General features: G+C 32.9%; 17 protein-coding genes. 3 read left to right on the plus strand and 14 right to left on the minus strand.

Annotation, left to right across the window (positions count from 1 at the left end; all coding sequences use genetic code 11):
• Position 1 precedes the first annotated feature (1 nt).
• From HQN85_RS13925 to HQN85_RS13980, 12 genes are all read right to left on the minus strand, one after another.
• On the minus strand, positions 2-502 hold the full coding sequence (locus HQN85_RS13925; RefSeq protein ID WP_173273300.1) for an NADH-quinone oxidoreductase subunit C: 501 nt from the start codon (positions 500-502) through the stop codon (positions 2-4).
• On the minus strand, positions 502-1,044 hold the full coding sequence (locus HQN85_RS13930; RefSeq protein WP_055131193.1) for an NADH-quinone oxidoreductase subunit B: 543 nt from the start codon (positions 1,042-1,044) through the stop codon (positions 502-504). The genes HQN85_RS13925 and HQN85_RS13930 overlap by 1 nt, the downstream gene beginning before the upstream one ends.
• A gap of 107 nt (positions 1,045-1,151) precedes the next feature.
• Positions 1,152-1,523 (minus strand): NADH-quinone oxidoreductase subunit A, encoded by a 372-nt coding sequence (locus tag HQN85_RS13935; RefSeq protein ID WP_173273303.1) that lies wholly within the window; start codon positions 1,521-1,523, stop codon positions 1,152-1,154.
• 79 nt (positions 1,524-1,602) lie between these two features.
• Complete coding sequence (locus HQN85_RS13940) at positions 1,603-3,318, minus strand: tetratricopeptide repeat protein (protein ID WP_246249812.1); 1,716 nt, start codon at positions 3,316-3,318, stop codon at positions 1,603-1,605.
• An 83-nt stretch (positions 3,319-3,401) separates the two neighbouring features.
• Positions 3,402-4,313 (minus strand): PstS family phosphate ABC transporter substrate-binding protein, encoded by a 912-nt coding sequence (locus HQN85_RS13945; RefSeq protein ID WP_246249814.1) that lies wholly within the window; start codon positions 4,311-4,313, stop codon positions 3,402-3,404.
• A gap of 235 nt (positions 4,314-4,548) precedes the next feature.
• A complete protein-coding gene (locus tag HQN85_RS13950) occupies positions 4,549-5,367 on the minus strand; it encodes an energy transducer TonB (RefSeq protein WP_173273306.1) in 819 nt (272 codons plus the stop codon).
• A gap of 28 nt (positions 5,368-5,395) precedes the next feature.
• The gene (locus HQN85_RS13955) at positions 5,396-5,938 is read right to left on the minus strand and encodes an ExbD/TolR family protein (RefSeq protein WP_173273309.1); all 543 of its coding nucleotides are present in this window, start codon (positions 5,936-5,938) and stop codon (positions 5,396-5,398) included.
• Positions 5,939-5,959: 21 nt separating this feature from the next.
• A complete protein-coding gene (locus HQN85_RS13960) occupies positions 5,960-6,568 on the minus strand; it encodes an ExbD/TolR family protein (protein ID WP_173273312.1) in 609 nt (202 codons plus the stop codon).
• Positions 6,569-6,652: 84 nt separating this feature from the next.
• Entirely contained in the window at positions 6,653-7,534 is an 882-nt protein-coding gene (locus HQN85_RS13965) for a MotA/TolQ/ExbB proton channel family protein (RefSeq protein ID WP_173273315.1), read from the minus strand.
• Between the two features lie 287 nt (positions 7,535-7,821).
• Positions 7,822-9,426: a phosphoenolpyruvate carboxykinase (ATP) gene (gene pckA, locus HQN85_RS13970; protein WP_173273318.1), complete on the minus strand. Its 1,605-nt coding sequence runs from the start codon at positions 9,424-9,426 to the stop codon at positions 7,822-7,824.
• A gap of 144 nt (positions 9,427-9,570) precedes the next feature.
• Positions 9,571-9,927, minus strand: a complete 357-nt coding sequence (locus tag HQN85_RS13975) for a translation initiation factor (RefSeq protein ID WP_379115079.1) — start codon at positions 9,925-9,927, stop codon at positions 9,571-9,573.
• Between the two features lie 32 nt (positions 9,928-9,959).
• The gene (locus HQN85_RS13980; protein ID WP_246249816.1) at positions 9,960-10,880 is read right to left on the minus strand and encodes a diacylglycerol/lipid kinase family protein; all 921 of its coding nucleotides are present in this window, start codon (positions 10,878-10,880) and stop codon (positions 9,960-9,962) included.
• Positions 10,881-11,075: 195 nt separating this feature from the next.
• Between HQN85_RS13980 and metK the strand changes: the two genes are divergently transcribed.
• The gene (metK, locus tag HQN85_RS13985) at positions 11,076-12,326 is read left to right on the plus strand and encodes a methionine adenosyltransferase (protein ID WP_173273321.1); all 1,251 of its coding nucleotides are present in this window, start codon (positions 11,076-11,078) and stop codon (positions 12,324-12,326) included.
• 58 nt (positions 12,327-12,384) lie between these two features.
• On the opposite strand, the gene HQN85_RS13990 is transcribed toward metK, so the two are convergent.
• A complete protein-coding gene (locus HQN85_RS13990; RefSeq protein ID WP_173273325.1) occupies positions 12,385-12,918 on the minus strand; it encodes an ExbD/TolR family protein in 534 nt (177 codons plus the stop codon).
• Positions 12,919-13,044: 126 nt separating this feature from the next.
• On the opposite strand from HQN85_RS13990, the gene HQN85_RS13995 reads away from it, so the two are divergent.
• Both HQN85_RS13995 and HQN85_RS14000 read left to right on the plus strand, forming a co-directional pair.
• Positions 13,045-13,392 (plus strand): hypothetical protein, encoded by a 348-nt coding sequence (locus HQN85_RS13995; RefSeq protein WP_173273327.1) that lies wholly within the window; start codon positions 13,045-13,047, stop codon positions 13,390-13,392.
• A gap of 98 nt (positions 13,393-13,490) precedes the next feature.
• Positions 13,491-14,513 (plus strand): LacI family DNA-binding transcriptional regulator, encoded by a 1,023-nt coding sequence (locus HQN85_RS14000; protein ID WP_173273330.1) that lies wholly within the window; start codon positions 13,491-13,493, stop codon positions 14,511-14,513.
• 39 nt (positions 14,514-14,552) lie between these two features.
• On the opposite strand, the gene HQN85_RS14005 is transcribed toward HQN85_RS14000, so the two are convergent.
• A complete protein-coding gene (locus HQN85_RS14005; RefSeq protein WP_173273333.1) occupies positions 14,553-15,902 on the minus strand; it encodes a Gfo/Idh/MocA family protein in 1,350 nt (449 codons plus the stop codon).
• Between the last annotated feature and the right edge of the window lie 34 nt (positions 15,903-15,936).

Here is a 15,936-nt window from a genome sequence, read left to right on the forward strand (position 1 = left end):
GTTATCTACCAAAGTATTCGTCTTTTTTATCAACTCTATTTGGATCTTCTAAGGGGTATTGTTTAAGCATAGGGTGCACACCTAAATCATCCATATTTAAAATCCTTCTTAAATCAGGGTGACCTTCAAACTTAACCCCAAAAAAATCATACGTTTCTCTTTCCATCCAATTAGCCGAATTCCATAATGTGGATGCGGTTGGAATAGTTGTATCATTTTCATGAAGGAAAACCTTAATACGAATTCTTATGCCACTAACCATGCTATGTAAATGGTAAACCACTGCTATTTGGTTTTTCTCTGGATAGTGAACTGCAGTTAAATCGGTCAAGAAATTAAAATTGATTTTTCCGTTTTCCTTTAAGAAAGACAAAACATTTACAATTTTATCTTTAGTAGTAGAAAAAGTTAACAATCCATAAGGTTCTGTCACATCAAAGAGTTGCTCACCGAATTTCTCGCCTAGCAAATCAATAATTTCTGTATTTGTTGCTTTAGCCATTATTCTATTCCGTATGAAGCTAACATTTGTTTGTACTGATCTGAATATCTTCTTCTGCCTGATTCGTTTTTAACTAGCTCTTGGATTTTTCCAAAACCATCCAAAATAGCCTCTGGACGTGGTGGACAACCTGGAACGTATACATCTACAGGAATAATTTCGTCAATTCCCTGCAAAACAGAATAAGTATCAAAGATACCTCCGCTAGATGCACAAGCACCAACAGCAATTACCCAACGAGGTTCTGCCATTTGTAAATATACTTGTTTTAAAACTGGTGCCATTTTCTTAGCAATAGTTCCCATAACCATTAACAAATCTGCCTGACGGGGAGAAAAACTTAATCTTTCTGCACCAAAACGTCCAAAATCGTAATGAGAACCCATTGTTGCCATAAATTCAATTCCGCAACAAGAAGTAGCAAATGGTAAAGGCCATAACGAATGTGAACGGGCCAACCCAATTACCTTATCTAAGGAAGTAGCAAAAAAGCCTGAGCCTTCTATACCTGGTGGCGCATCTACTATATTGATTTCACTCATGTTTCTAAACAAAAAATGCTTATTCCTAATAGAGAATAAGCAACAAATTTACAATATTTTAAAAGCAAATAGATTAAGGTATTGGCATTTAGAATTAATCTAAATAATTAATTCCAGTCTAGCGCTTTTTTCTTTAAAATGTAGATAAACCCTAATAAAAGTGTACCCATAAAAATAAACATTTCAATAATTCCGTTCCAGCCCAATTCTCTAAAGTTTACTGCCCAAGGGTACATGAAGATTACCTCAACATCAAATAATACGAAAAGAATGGCAACCAAAAAATATTTAATAGAAAATGGTTGACGAGCATTACCAATAGACTTTACTCCAGCTTCAAAAGTAGAGAGTTTATCGTTTGTTTTACGCTTAGGGCCTAAAAAGTGCGTGGCAAATAAAGTCACTACGACAAATCCTAAAGCGACAATAACTTGAAATATGATAGGTAAAAAATCGTGTGCTGTGCTTGTAGTTTCCATTTCTATTATTTTAGGCAAAATTAAAAGAAAAAGGCAGGATTACAAACCCTGCCTTTTTCTTTATTACTATTAAGAATTATTATTTCTTAATTGGTGCTTTTTTTGGTTGCGCTGCTGGAGCATTTAATAACTTCAAGTTGTCAGCTGCATATGCATTTGCAGGATCTATTGATAAAGTTTTATTAAAGTATTCTTTAGCTTTTTCTTTATCAACACCTGAATAGTAAAAACCTAAGTAATTGTAAGAGTCAGCCAAGTTTTTAACATTTGCAGCAGCTTTTTCTGGTTTAGTTACTGTAAGAAGTGTTATATACTTTTCATAAAAAGGAACTGCTAACCCTTTTTGAGTTTCTGGGTTATCAATTGCATCAATTGCCTTATTGATACGAGCTCTATATAAAAAAGCTGGATCGTATTCTGGAGCTAATGTAATTACTTTAGCTAATGCAGAATCACTCTCAACAAGTAAAGCTCTATCCTTAGCTCCTGATTTTACATATTCTGCTAATCCTAAATAGTAATAATTCATCGCCATGTTAGGATTTTTAGAGTTTAATGCAATTACTTTTTTGAAAACGGGAATAGCTTTATCATAGCTTTTTGCTGCGTAGTATTTCTTACCAATCTCAGCCAACTCTTCTACCTTAGTAGTATCTAATTCAATTCCCTTTGTAATATTTAATACAGCTAAACTATCATTACCAGTACCTTGCAAAGCTTTACCTAAATAAAGATAATCTGATCCAAGAATACGTGAAGTATCTTGTTTTCTGGCAAACAATTCATTCATAAATTGCACACCTTGAGGATAATTTTTATTCTCAATAGCAGAATATCCACGCATACGTATTACTACAAATGTTTTAGGATTATTTGCATCTGGAGCGTTTAAAGTTGCAACTTCATTTGATAATGTTGCAAAATCTTCTGCATAAACTAAAAACTGAGCATAACGCAATCTTGAATCAAAAGATTTATCAGTTAAATCTAAATACTTTTTCATGTTAGTTGAAGCTTCAGCTCGTTTAGCCTCACCATTTTTTGGATCTTGATAAGACCATTGTAAATATAATTCTGCTAATTCACGATAAGCAGGACCATAATTAGGATCTCCAGCTACCGCCTTTTTTAATTGTGCCTCTGCTTCTGCAAATGCATAAGCTTCCTTATACATTTTACCTATTTGCACATTAACACGATACAAAGCTGGGTTAATATCTGTTGCTCTTAAATAAATATTATATGCTTCACTATTCTTTTTTTGCATCGCATAATAATCTCCTAAAGCAACGAATGTTTCAGGATCTTTATCTTTTGAGTCTAACTCATCTGCTTTTTGCAAATTTGGAAGTGCAGCGGCATAATCTGGAGTTTTTTGATCTAAATAAGCTCTACCTATAGCTAAGTAAGTTAAATAGTCTTTAGCACCAAAAGACAACGCTTTATCAAAATTTGTTTTTGCAGAGGTTGCATTATTTGATTTTAAATCAGCATGACCTAAACCAACATAGTTTAATGCATATTTTGGTTCTGCAGTGATTCCTTTTAAAAATATTGCTCTTGCAGAATCGATATCATCAGTACGCAAATATACTTCTCCAAGGCTAAAATAATTTTCACCTTTGCTAGCTTGTGAATTCACTAAGGTTTTAAGCATAGCGCTAGCTTTTTGATACTGCTCTGCATCTATTGCCTTCTTTGCATCAGCTAAACTTTGAGCAAATGAGGCACCACCCATCATTACCAAACCTAAACTTAAGGTTATTGCTTTCTTAATCATTTTCATCGTCATCATTTGTTTTAATTGAAATAACTTTTTCTGTAATCTTTATTTGGTTCCACTACAGCAACGTTCATTTCATTAGTTTTAATATTAATTTAGTTCGTGTTCCTTATGTTAAAATCTCTTGATACCATCTTATGAGGACCTAGTCCTGATTTGAGTACAATTAACTGTCCACGAGGGCTAGTTAACCAATTTGCAAATCCTGTGCCTAAACCATCTCTACCTTCGGCATTTATGATATATACATTTCTTAAAAAAGGATAAATACCTTTAATTAAGTTATTCTGGGTAGGTTTATAATAAGCATCACCACCTTTTTTACCAGCTACATTCTTAACACCCATTACTTTAATCTTCGGTAAGTATGTCAAAATGTCATCATTGTTTTCTAAAAGCCAATTGACACCTACAACACCAATGTAGTCTTTATTTTCAGCAATATATTTAATTACATCATTATTTGATTGTAAAGTATAAACTCCAGTTTTAGGTAACTCTTTAACCTTTGCAGAATCTATAAAGTACCTTATTGTACTAGAATAGGCATTATCAAAAACTAACTTTTTATTATTGGTAGCATTACCTTTTAAAACATTAAATACATCATTTACTGTAATGTTTGTATCTATGTTAGCTGAATTAGTTATTAACGCAATTCCATCAATAGCAAACCTGTCTGTAAAAATAGCGATCTGTTTTTGTTTATAATAACGTTCTTCTTCTGGCTTTAGCATTCTAGATAGTACCATCATTTTAACTTTTCCATTTAAAAAATCTGGTAAAATCTTATTTTCATTGCCTAATACAGTTGTAACTTTTGCATTAGGATAATCGCTTCTAAAAACTTCTATTTGACGATCTAAAATACGAGCAAAAGATTCATCAACCAATAACTCAGTTGTTCCTGATGTTCTAGTTTCCTGCACTCCGCCTTTTTTTGCGGCTCTGTTACAAGAAAATATAGTTATTAATACGAATACAAAACCTATAATTTTCATTTTCATATCGTATCTTTTTGATTAATTATACGATAAAATCTGATCAAAGCATATGCAATTAATCCGATTCCAAATATGATTCTATATTTAGCTTCCATCTCTAATGGAATAAGGTCTTTCCAGAAAATTAGAATTGAGCCTAATACCAAATAAAATAGAAACATCGTAAGCCCTAAAATAAACAGAAATCGCTGTTGAGGCGATTTCTGTTTAAAGTAATTCAGATTAAACATGTTGATGTTTATTGTTGCAAGTTAAATTTAATTGGAATATTATATTTAACACGTACTGGTTTACCATTTTGCATACCTGGATTCCATCTCTTACTAGCTCTTAAAACCTTAAGTGCTTCTTCATCCATTCCGTAGCCAACCTTTCTATCCACTTTAGCATCAGTTACAGAACCATCTTTTTCGATAGTAAATGATAAGTATAGTGTTCCAGAAATTCCAGCTTCAGTTGCCATTGCTGGATACTTAATAGTCCCTAAATAATCGTAGAATTTTTGAATACCGCCTGGATAACTAGGAGGATTCTCCATACTGATGAAATTATACACCGTATTATCTTCTACTTGTGCTGCTTGCTTTGGTCCTTCACCAGCAGGTGCAATTTGCACGATATCTGCAGATGGATCACCTTCAATAGTCTTCTGTCCAGGATCAGCCTTTTTCAAATCTTCTGCTTTAGGCGGTTCTTCATCACGCACTTCGTTGTCCGGTTTCACAATTGGAGGAGGAAATTTAATTTGATCCTGCTTTGGTGGAGGTGGCTCAACTGGAGGTGGTGTTTTCACATCTGGATTAATTGGTGGAGGTGCTTGCATCACCATTTCAACCACTTTCTCTTTAGGTGGCTCAGGCAATATTCCTGCAATTAAAGCGTAAATTTTCGGCGCTAAGAACAGTAATATAAATATTGCCGATGCAATCAATAGTGATTTAGATGTATTTGCCGCATTAGTCTGACGAAGCTCGTAAGCTCCATAATTTTTATTCTTTTTGGCAAATACTACATCAAGCCACTCTTTGTTAAATAAATCTATTTTAGATCCAAACATTGCTTAATATTTTAATTTGTTATTATTTCTATAAAATTCCACCCGCTTTCATAGCTTCTCTTTCGCTATCCATTAGGTGTTTGGGGTCATCATCAATAGCTGGTGCATTAACATTAGTTTTAGTAATGTTTAACTCGTCCATGATATCAACAAAGTTTTTGTAAGTAGATGCATCGGTAGGTTTCACCACAATAATGATGTCCTTCCCCATTTTCTCCTTTACTTCTTGTTTGTTTTTCAAGAGCGATTTTTCTATATCTCCAAAGCCTTCAATAGTTGGAGTTGATTTACCAGCTTCTCCCATGTACCATGCAATTTTATTATTTTTACCTAATAAAATTGTCATCGTTTGAGATGCCTTTAACTCCAGTTTATTTAAATCTTTAACATCTTTATCTGGCTTAGCAATATCCATTGCTAAGGGTTTTGATAAGGAAGTAGTTAGCATAAAGAATGTAATCAATAAGAATGCTAAATCAACCATTGCCGTTAAATCTACGCGTGTTGATTGTTTCTTACTCCTTACTTTGCCGCCTTTGCCACCGTCCCCGCCTGTATTTAATTCTGCCATATCTATATTTTATTTAGCAGCTTATTCGGCTGTTGTAATTAAACTAAATTTATTAACTTGTTGTTTTTGAAGTACATCTACAATTTTTCTTATTGTAGGATATTCTTCTTTTGAGTCTCCTTTAATACTTACTCTCATTTCAGTATTGTGCAATTCTGCAGTAGCTCTACGAGATTGCTCTATCCATCTATATAGTTCTCCATTAGTGGTAGAATCTGTTGGTATCCCATTAAGCTTCGCTTCAAATTTTGCACGATCGTCGCCATTTAAATTAATAAACTGCTTTAGGTTACCAAATGGAACGCCAAATGATGAAATTACACCAAAACGTTTTGCTTCATCTTCAGTAAATGACGTACCATATAATGTAGCCATTTTCTGTAAAGTCAGTTTTTTTACGTCTTGACCAATGATCTCCATAAAAACTTTTCCTTTACCGATACTCAATATTGCCAAATCTTTATCAGGCACTTTAAATTGAACCGTAGACGATGGAGTTTTGATATCCAACGGATCTGGTTGACGTGAAGTTGCCGTTAAAATAAAGAAAGTTAACAACAAGAAGGCCACATCGCACATTGCGGTCATGTCTACTGAGGTACTCTTTCTTGGAACTTTTACTCTAGGCATAATATAAAAATTATAATATTTTAATTAATGATGTTAATTCTTCCGGTTTTCCATAAAGCCGGTAAAAAAAAATTAAAATAATTTCTATTTATGTGTAGAAGCGTAAGTTTGGATGATGCTAAAACCTGCTTCATCAATAGCATAAGTTAATTTATCGATTTTCGAAGTCAAGATGTTATACATGATAATCGCTAAAGTAGAAGTACCAATACCTGTAGCTGTGTTAATCAAAGCCTCAGAAATACCAGTTGCCAATGCCGCTTGATCCGGAGCTCCAGAGTTAGCCAAACCACCAAACGCTTTAATCATACCTGTTACTGTTCCTAATAGACCCATTAATGTACCTACTGATACTAAAGTAGCAATGATTGTTAAATTTTGCTCTAACATTGGCATTTCTAATGAAGTAGCTTCTTCTATGTCTTTTTGAATAGCTAAACATTTTTGGTCAGTATCCATGTTTTTCTCATCTTCCATCTCGCCATACTTTTTAAGACCAGATTTAATTACGTTTGCAACTGAACCTTCTTGTTTATCGCATTCTGCAGCAGCTCCTGAAATATTACCTGAACTTAAAAGTGATTGAATTTTTTTAACAAAAGCATCTAAGCTTCCTTTACCTGTTGCTTTACCGATTACAATTAAACGCTCAATTGAGAATACGAACACCATTAAAAGCATACCCATCAAAATTGGCACGATAAATCCACCTTTGTAAGCCATACCACCATAATTACCAACTTTAGGTAAAATGTGAGTTGTATCATCATTAAAGAAAGCCAATGAAACTTGACTATTTGCCTTTGCAATAGAATCATCAATTGTGAAGTTTGATGGTTTACCTAAAACAAAGATGAAAAGTGATATCCCAATAAGGATACAAATTGGAATTACAAGAGTTGCAAATAAATTAGATGCAGTTGAGCTCTCTTTTTTAACTGTTGTTGGTTTTGGTGCGTTTGCCATTTTTTTTTAGTTTTTTAGTTTTAGTACTTGTTTTTAATTTAAAAAATTATTTAAATAATATAGTAATACACACAACGTTTAATGAAATCAATTGTTGCGTTTAGCAAATTTATAAATTGATTTTAAATTACAAATTAAATAATCGTTATACAATTAATTCGTTACGCTAGCCCCTTTTCTTTTTGAGCTAAGTGTATAACCAAAAAAGATTGTCTTTGTTCGAGACAATCTTCCACAATTAAAACTAAAAATTTAATTAAAAACAAATTTTACGCAAAAAAAATACACTAATGTACGTTTTCAACCACTTTTGGAAGTGCATTTTGTATTTCTTCATTTGTAAAATCTTCAAATTGCTTAAAATTTTTTAAAAATGCAGTTGCTAATTCATTAGCCTTGCTATCATAATTTTGTTGATTTGACCATGTATTTCTAGGATTTAAAATTTCCGTGGGAACATCCGGGCAATTTGTAGGCATTAACAAACCAAATACAGGATGTGCTATAAAATCAGCTTTTGCTAAACTACCATTTAAGGCTGCGCTAATCATTGCTCGAGTATAGCTCAACTTCATTCTGCTTCCTATTCCGTAAGGTCCTCCGCTCCATCCAGTATTGACTAACCATACATTTACTTGGTTTTTTTCCATTTTTTCTCCCAATAATTTTGCGTACTTCACAGGATGTAAGGGTAAAAATGCTTTGCCAAAACAAGCAGAGAATGTTAATTGAGGTTCTGTAACGCCAGCTTCTGTACCTGCAACTTTTGCGGTGTAACCAGATATAAAGTGAAACATTGCTTGACCTGGAGTAAGCTTAGAAATTGGAGGTAATACCCCAAATGCATCGGCTGTTAAGAAAAAAATGTTTTTTGGAATGGGCGCAACCGAAGGTTCTATTGCATTATCTATATAGTTTATAGGATAAGCAACTCTAGTATTTTCTGTTTTATCGATATTCGAAAAATCTACATTGCGAGTATCTGGAAAATAGTTAGTGTTTTCTAATAAAGAGCCAAATTTAATCGCACTGTAAATTTGAGGTTCATTTTGAGGTGTTAAGTCTATACATTTTGCATAGCAACCCCCTTCAAAATTAAAAACTGAATTTTCTCCCCAACCATGTTCATCATCACCAATTAAAGCTCTTTTTGGATCTGCAGATAAGGTTGTTTTTCCTGTTCCTGATAATCCAAAAAATATAGCGGTATCCCCATCTTCGCCAACATTAGCAGAACAATGCATTGATAAGGTATTTTTTTGTTCTGGCAATACAAAGTTTAATACAGAGAAAATGCCCTTTTTAATTTCGCCAGTATAAGCTGTACCGCCTATTAGAATTATCTTTTTTGAAAAATTTAGAATAGAAAAATTAGACTGCCGGGTTCCATCTGTTGACGGATCGGCTAAAAATGAAGGTGCCGCAATAATTGTCCATTCTGGTTGTTCTGGGAGCTCCTCCTGTGGAAATCTTAAAAATAAGTTATTTGCAAATAGGTTTTGAAATGCGTTTTCTGTAACTACTCGAATAGTCGTTTTATAATTTTCATCTGCGCATGCATATGCATCGCGAACATAAACCTGTTTAGAATTTAAATGATTCGTTATTTTATCAAACAATTGATTGAAGTGTTCTGGGCTAATTTTAATATTAATATCACCCCACCAAACTGTATTTTCGGTTACCTCATCGCAAACTATAAAACGGTCTTTAGGTGAACGTCCAGTAAATTTACCTGTATCAACTGCTAGTGCACCATTATCAGCTAAAGTTCCTTCTGCATTTTTTAAAGCTTCTTCAACTAATTCTGCTACACTTAATTGATATTTAATTGTTTTGGCACTTAAATTTAGATAGCCTAAATTAGGTTGCTTTACATTTTTATTGCTCATGTGTTTGGTTTAATATCAGGCAAAGCTAAGCAGATATTAACGCAAAAAACATGCTTTTTCAGGAAAAATTTTACTTATTGTGGCAAATACACTAACGCGTAAAGTGTTTGAAATCAGATGTTTAATATAAAAATTAACACTATATTAACCTCCAGATTTTTTTACCTTAAACTCTTCTTTTTGGAGGATTAAAATCACCTTATCTCTAAAATCTCCTTGTATTAATATTTCTCCATCTTTGGCTGCTCCACCAACTCCGCATTTTGTTTTTAGCATTTTTGCTAAATCCATTAATTTTTCATCACCTCCTCTAAACCCAGTAATTAATGTTACTGCTTTACCTCCTCTATTCTTTTTGTCTAAAGTTACTCTTAAATCTTGTTGCGCATTTGAAATTGGTTCATCATTTGCAATTGTTTCTTCTTCGTAAACAAATGAAGGGTCTGTTGAATACATAATTCCACCAAAATCGTTAATAATCTTTTTTTTCTCTTTTGCCACTATATTGTATTTAATTTCTCGAATGTTCAATTTTATTTACTTGTTCCAGTAATTATTTTTAAAGCTGCTGGAATCACTTCGATTTCTAAATTTTCTCCCATAAAATAAGGTTCACCATCTAAATGAATAGAATCTTCTTTTACTCTGGTAATTTTAATATTTTTACCTCTAATAATTTCCACTAATCGAGATCTATCTGTTGTTGCTTTTATCATTTGATAAGCTAAAAGTGTAATTTTATATAGAGGAAATGGTTTAACAATGCAAACATCTAATAATCCATCAGTTAAAGAGGATTTAGGCGAAATATAAACATTGTTACCGTATTGAGATGAATTCGCAATACTAATTACAAAAGCATCTCTTGTGTAGCTCTTTCCGTCAATTTCAATTTGATAGTTTTGAGGTTTGTAATTAATCATTTCTTTTAACCCCATTTCTATGTATCCTTTTAGTCCTCTGCTCTTGTTTCCTGCAAATACTGAACTTATATGAGCATCAAAGCCCATCCCTGCCATATTAAAAAAGTACTTATCATTTAATTTGGCTGCGTCTATAACTTGTGTGTTAAACGCATTAATTAACTGAATTGCTTTCTTAGAATCCATAGGGATTTTCAAGAAACGAGCTAAGCCATTACCAGAACCAAAAGGGATTATGCCTAAAGTTTTATTCAGCTGCATTACCTTAGGCGCAATCTCATTTATTGTTCCATCTCCCCCCACTGCAACAATAACATCATAATTTTTATTAGCTGCTTCTTCTGCTAATTCTGCTGCATGACCAACATATTCGGTAAAGCTATAATTTGGATTAAATTTAGTTTTATCTAAATAAGTATCAATTAATCCGGGTATTTTTTGTTTTTTTTTACCTCCAGATATTGGATTAATAATAAATAAAATATTTTCTTTTGACAATTTATAAAGATTTGGTTGCACAAAATACTTCATAATTTTTGACTATTAATAATATTATAGTAATTTTGCGGTGTTAAAAGTGGACTGATTTGCGATGCTATGAAATATTAGCGGGATTGCAACCACGTAAAAAAAAGTGCTAACCAATATCACACTTCCTTTTACTGCCTGTTTACAGGATCAAAATCCATTTTACATAATAAGTTTATTAAAGATTAATTATTTAAAATGTCATATTTATTTACATCAGAATCTGTATCTGAAGGTCATCCAGATAAAATTGCAGATCAAATTTCAGACGCATTAATTGATAACTTTTTAGCATTCGATAGTGAATCTAAGGTGGCGTGTGAAACTTTAGTTACAACAGGCCAAGTTATTTTAGCAGGTGAAGTTAAATCTAAAACTTATTTAGATGTACAACAAATTGCTAGAGATGTAATCAAAAAAATTGGTTACACGAAAAGTGAATACATGTTTGAGGCAAATTCTTGTGGAATTTTATCAGCTATTCATGAACAATCACAAGATATTAATCAAGGTGTAGATAGAACTACAAAAGAAGAGCAAGGTGCAGGAGATCAAGGAATGATGTTTGGTTATGCAACTAACGAAACTGAAAACTATATGCCTTTGGCACTTGATTTATCTCATGCATTATTAATCGAATTAGCTAATTTAAGAAGAGAAAATTCTGAAATTACATATTTACGTCCAGATGCAAAATCTCAGGTAACTTTAGAATATTCTGATGATAATAAACCACAAAGAATTGATGCAATCGTAATTTCAACTCAACATGATGATTTTGATGAGGAATCGGCAATGCTTTCAAAAATTAAATCTGATTTAATTTCTATTTTAATTCCTAGAATTAAAGCAAAATATCCTCAGTACGCTCATTTATTTAATGATCAAATCACCTATCACATTAATCCAACTGGAAAATTTGTAATTGGTGGTCCACATGGCGATACTGGCCTAACGGGAAGAAAAATTATTGTTGACACTTACGGAGGAAAAGGCGCTCATGGTGGTGGTGCATTTTCTGGAAAAGATCCAAGTAAAGTAGATAGAAGTGCGGCTTATGCGACTCGTCATATTGCTAAAAACTTAGTTGCTGCAGGCATTGCTGATGAGATTTTAGTTCAAGTTAGTTATGCCATTGGAGTTGCAAAACCAACTTCAATAAATGTAGTTACTTATGGCACTTCTAAAGTGAATTTAACTGATGGTGAAATCAGTAAAAAAGTAGAAACGATTTTCGATATGCGCCCTTATTTCATCGAGCAACGCTTAAAATTAAGAAACCCAATTTATAGTGAAACTGCAGCTTACGGGCACATGGGGCGTACACCTGAAACGGTTACAAAAACTTTTAAAACACCAAATGGTGAAGAAAGAGCAGTAACTGTTGAATTATTTACTTGGGAAAAACTTGATTTCGTAGATAAAGTAAAGGCTGCATTTGGTTTATAATCATTAGTACATTAAATATATTAAAGCCTTCCAGTTATACTAGAAGGCTTTTTTGTTATTATATTCCCTTTTCTTTTAAAAACACTTTTTCTTGATCAGCAATATATTTATCATCTATAGCGTAAGATTTAATATTCGAAATATTCATTTCATCAATTATATCTACAAAGTTTTTATAGGTTGAAGTATTAGTTGGTTTAATAATTACCAACATTTCCTTTTCTCGATCAGTGGTGTGATTCTTAGCAACTCTTAGTTTATTCAGGAGGATCACTTTTTTGATAGAAGTCAAATTAATCATTTGCATTGCAGCATTTTTCGCTTCTCCCGTATAATAAACTGCCTGGTTATTTTTTCCTAAAAGGATAGTCATTGTTCGAGATGCTGGATAATCGGCATAATCAATTGGTTTTGAGGGGACTGGTTTAGCAATTTCTAGAGCCTTCATTTTAGCTAAAGAAGTTGTTAGCATAAAAAATGTAATTAACAAAAATGCTAAATCTACCATTGCAGTTAAATCTACACTTGGTAGAGGTTTTTTGGTTCTCCCATTTACAGCCTTGCCGTTTTGTGGAATGTTAAGTGATGCCATACTTGCTTAGTTTTTAATAGGATGACATTTGATCACATATTTCATAATCTGTTTTAAATTATCTATTTAAAATAAAAAACCAATTTCATTTGTCGTTGTTTTTACGTTACATAAACATTAAAAATCATGGAACAGCCAGTAGAAATGAACACTTTGAGCCAAATATTAGAGAAACTAAGACTTAAAGGAAAAGACAATGAAATTAGAATGTCAGATCATGGAAAAATGCAATCGGTTAATTTCAATAAAATATATACACCTGAGGAATTAACAATTGTAAAAACATATCGATTTGAAGGAATGTCTGACCCTGCAGATAATTCTGTTCTTTATATAGTAGAGGATAACGAAAAAAACATAGGTTACATTTTAGATGCTTATGGCATTTATTCCGATAACGATGGCCCTACTTTCGACGATTTTTTAAAGAAGATACCTGTAGCAGATCGTGATGAGCAAGAGCTATTTAGCTAGGTTAAATGACCAGATAATAATTAATTTAGCACAAACGTTTGATATCAATATGTAGTATAAAATAGTTATCTTCGAAAGCCGTTTGGCGCAACAGACAGATGATTAAGAAACCAATTACCATTAAAGAAATCGCGAAGAAACTAAATTTGTCTATTTCTACAGTTTCTAGAGCATTACATGGCCATCCAAGCATTAGCTTAAGTACACAACAAAAAGTGAAACTTATGGCTAAAGAAATGGAATATGAGCCTAATCAAACTGCTATTTTTTTTCAAAAAGGGAGAACGTATACAATAGGTGTAATTTTACCAGAGCTTGCAGAAGCATTTTTTGCTTCTGCAATTAGTGCAATTGAAGATATTGCCTATAAAAAAAATTATACTGTTTTATTGGCTCAATCTCATGATGAGGAAGGAAGAGAAAAACAATTAGTAGAAAAAATGAAAAACCATAGAATTGATGGCTTACTGGTTTCTGTAGCTAAAACAACTTCTAATTTTGATCATTTTGAATTGTTAAGAAAACATCAAATTCCTGTTGTATTTTTTGATAGAATTCCTCCAATTAAAAACATTCACTATGTGGCTTGCAATATAGAAACAGGAAGTATTGAGGCTGTTAATTATTTATTAAAAAGAGGTCATCGTAGCATTGGCTTAATTAACGGACCAAACACGCTTGTTGCTAGCGGACAAAGAAAAGAAGGCTATATAAAAGCACTCTATAAAAATAGATTAAAATATGATCCTACTTTAATTGTAGATTGTGATTTAACAGAAGCCGGTACCAAAACAGCATTAGAGACCCTATTAAATCATAAACGCAAACCCACAGCTATAGTAACATTCAATGATTATGTATCTGCTTTTGCGATTAAATCTTTAAGACGCTTTAACTTAAATACGGATCAGGAAATTGAATTTGTTAGTTATGCAAATTCTTCAATTATAGGTTTTATGGAGCATCCTCCAGTAGCTTCGGTTGAGCAATTTCCTACTATACAAGGACAAAAAGCTATTGATACTTTATTAGATTTATTAAATAGCGATGTGAACGAAGAAACCCAAGGATATTATAAAACAATAATTGAATCGCAGCTTATTGAAACCCATAAAGATTAAATAAAAAAGGCTGAAATTTCTTTCAGCCCACTTTAAATCTTAAAATCCACTATCATCAAGTGCGAATACATTTTTTCTATCTTTCCAAGCTCCTTTTGTAAAATCTGGAAACTCTTGTGGTTTATTCCCTTCTTTTAAGGATTTTGTAGATAGAGGTGTAATTACGCTCATTGTTACAGAATCATAAACATCAATTGGTGTTTGTTTTTTAGCTTTTACAGCCTGAATAAAGCCATTAAATACAAACCAGTCCATTCCACCATGTCCTGCGCCTTCAGCATCTTTTGCGTATTTTTTCCAAACCGGATGATCATATTTATCAAACCATTCTTTTACCGGTTCCCAAGCATCATTTCTCTTGGCTTGTTTTTCAATATATATAGATTTAGCTACATCCATCCAGATACCTTCAGTTCCTTGCACTCTAAATCCTAAAGAATATGGTCTTGGCAAATGTGTATCATGGGATAGCAATACCGTTTCCCCGTTAGCACAATTAATTAATGTAGTAGTTACATCACCGTTTTTATAATTGATTTTTGAATTAGGGTGGCCTGGTGAAAGATCATTTACATAGCTCGCTAGACCACGTGCTTTAGAGCTAAAAGAAACCAAGTTTGTAAATCGGTTTCCTCTGTTAATATTTGCATATTGCATTATTGGGCCAGCACCATGGGTTGGGTACAAGTCCCCATCTTGATCAATATTAAACTGAGTACGCCATTGCGCTTCACTTAATGCATTAGGCCCATATTCTACGCCTCCACCATAATAATTTTTACCGTTGTTAAAAAGCACATTTCTTAAATTATGCTGATAACCACCTTCTAAATGAATTAGTTCTCCAAAAACTCCTTGTCTAACCATATTTAAAACCGCCATTACATCTCTGCGATAGCAAACATTTTCTAAGGTAGAATATGGCATTCCAGTTTTTTCTGAGGTTTTAACAATATCCCAATGCTCCTCTACTGTTAAACCAGCTATTACCTCGCAACCCACGTATTTTTCAGCTTTCATTGCATAAATAGCCTGTGGATGATGAAATTGCCAGGGTGTAGCTATAATTACTGCATCAATATCTTTTCTATCTAATAGTGCCTTATAAGCATCAAGACTGCCGGTGTATTCTTTAGCTGCCGGTCTTCCAGATTTAGCAATAAATGACCTACATATTTTTAACGAACTTTCTTGAGTATCGCAAATCGCCACAATTTCTACATCATCTCTTAATACACCTTCGCTAATGTGACTCATTCCTCTGGCGCCAACGCCAATATAGCCTAATCTTACTCTACCATTATCCTTTGCAAATAAAGTTCCGGTAGGTAAAATGCTTATACCTGCTGCTGCAACAGCACCATTTTTAATAAAATCTCTTCTTTCCATTTTGTGTTTTTTGGTTTCAGGTTATTCTTAATTC

It is taken from the genome of Pedobacter boryungensis (assembly GCF_013204825.1).
Taxonomy (GTDB): Bacteria; Bacteroidota; Bacteroidia; order Sphingobacteriales; family Sphingobacteriaceae; genus Pedobacter; species Pedobacter boryungensis.

Bases quoted from the DNA above. Each gene is read 5' to 3' on its own strand.
- HQN85_RS13980 (WP_246249816.1), bottom strand. From the start codon at position 10,880: ATGAAGTATTTTGTGCAACCAAATCTTTATAAATTGTCAAAAGAAAAT.
- HQN85_RS13950 (WP_173273306.1), bottom strand. From the start codon at position 5,367: ATGTTTGGATCTAAAATAGATTTATTTAACAAAGAGTGGCTTGATGTA.
- HQN85_RS13945 (WP_246249814.1), bottom strand. From the start codon at position 4,313: ATGAAAATGAAAATTATAGGTTTTGTATTCGTATTAATAACTATATTT.
- HQN85_RS13960 (WP_173273312.1), bottom strand. From the start codon at position 6,568: ATGCCTAGAGTAAAAGTTCCAAGAAAGAGTACCTCAGTAGACATGACC.
- HQN85_RS13990 (WP_173273325.1), bottom strand. From the start codon at position 12,918: ATGGCATCACTTAACATTCCACAAAACGGCAAGGCTGTAAATGGGAGA.
- HQN85_RS14005 (WP_173273333.1), bottom strand. From the start codon at position 15,902: ATGGAAAGAAGAGATTTTATTAAAAATGGTGCTGTTGCAGCAGCAGGT.
- HQN85_RS13930 (WP_055131193.1), bottom strand. From the start codon at position 1,044: ATGAGTGAAATCAATATAGTAGATGCGCCACCAGGTATAGAAGGCTCA.
- HQN85_RS13940 (WP_246249812.1), bottom strand. From the start codon at position 3,318: ATGATGACGATGAAAATGATTAAGAAAGCAATAACCTTAAGTTTAGGT.
- HQN85_RS14000 (WP_173273330.1), top strand. From the start codon at position 13,491: ATGATTAAGAAACCAATTACCATTAAAGAAATCGCGAAGAAACTAAAT.
- HQN85_RS13925 (WP_173273300.1), bottom strand. From the start codon at position 502: ATGGCTAAAGCAACAAATACAGAAATTATTGATTTGCTAGGCGAGAAA.
- HQN85_RS13995 (WP_173273327.1), top strand. From the start codon at position 13,045: ATGGAACAGCCAGTAGAAATGAACACTTTGAGCCAAATATTAGAGAAA.
- pckA (WP_173273318.1), bottom strand. From the start codon at position 9,426: ATGAGCAATAAAAATGTAAAGCAACCTAATTTAGGCTATCTAAATTTA.
- HQN85_RS13955 (WP_173273309.1), bottom strand. From the start codon at position 5,938: ATGGCAGAATTAAATACAGGCGGGGACGGTGGCAAAGGCGGCAAAGTA.
- HQN85_RS13965 (WP_173273315.1), bottom strand. From the start codon at position 7,534: ATGGCAAACGCACCAAAACCAACAACAGTTAAAAAAGAGAGCTCAACT.
- metK (WP_173273321.1), top strand. From the start codon at position 11,076: ATGTCATATTTATTTACATCAGAATCTGTATCTGAAGGTCATCCAGAT.
- HQN85_RS13935 (WP_173273303.1), bottom strand. From the start codon at position 1,523: ATGGAAACTACAAGCACAGCACACGATTTTTTACCTATCATATTTCAA.